1 protein-coding gene is annotated in these 239 nt (G+C 61.1%); it reads left to right on the top strand.

Translation table 11 applies throughout. The features are described 5' to 3' along the window. On the top strand, window positions 1–239 hold a 239-nt coding region (locus AAEY78_RS14870; RefSeq protein WP_352340255.1), incomplete at both ends, for a hypothetical protein.

Here is a 239-nt window from a genome sequence, read left to right as displayed (position 1 = left end):
GCCACGTTTCGACCTGTACGACTCGTTCCTCTCGGAAGAAGCGGTACTGGCATTCGAATACGGTTACTCGACCACCACGCCAAACGCGCTGGTGATCTGGGAAGCCCAGTTCGGCGACTTCGCCAACGGTGCTCAGGTCGTGATCGACCAGTTCATCACCAGCGGCGAGCACAAGTGGGGCCGTCTCTGCGGTCTGACCATGCTGCTGCCACACGGTTACGAAGGCCAGGGCCCTGAGC

Origin of the sequence: Psychrobacter sp. 16-MNA-CIBAN-0192, from assembly GCF_040309565.1 — a bacterium.
GTDB lineage: Bacteria > Pseudomonadota > Gammaproteobacteria > Pseudomonadales > Moraxellaceae > Psychrobacter.
The sequence above is the reverse complement of the archived record's forward strand: the minus strand, read 5'-3'. Positions and strand labels throughout refer to the sequence as shown.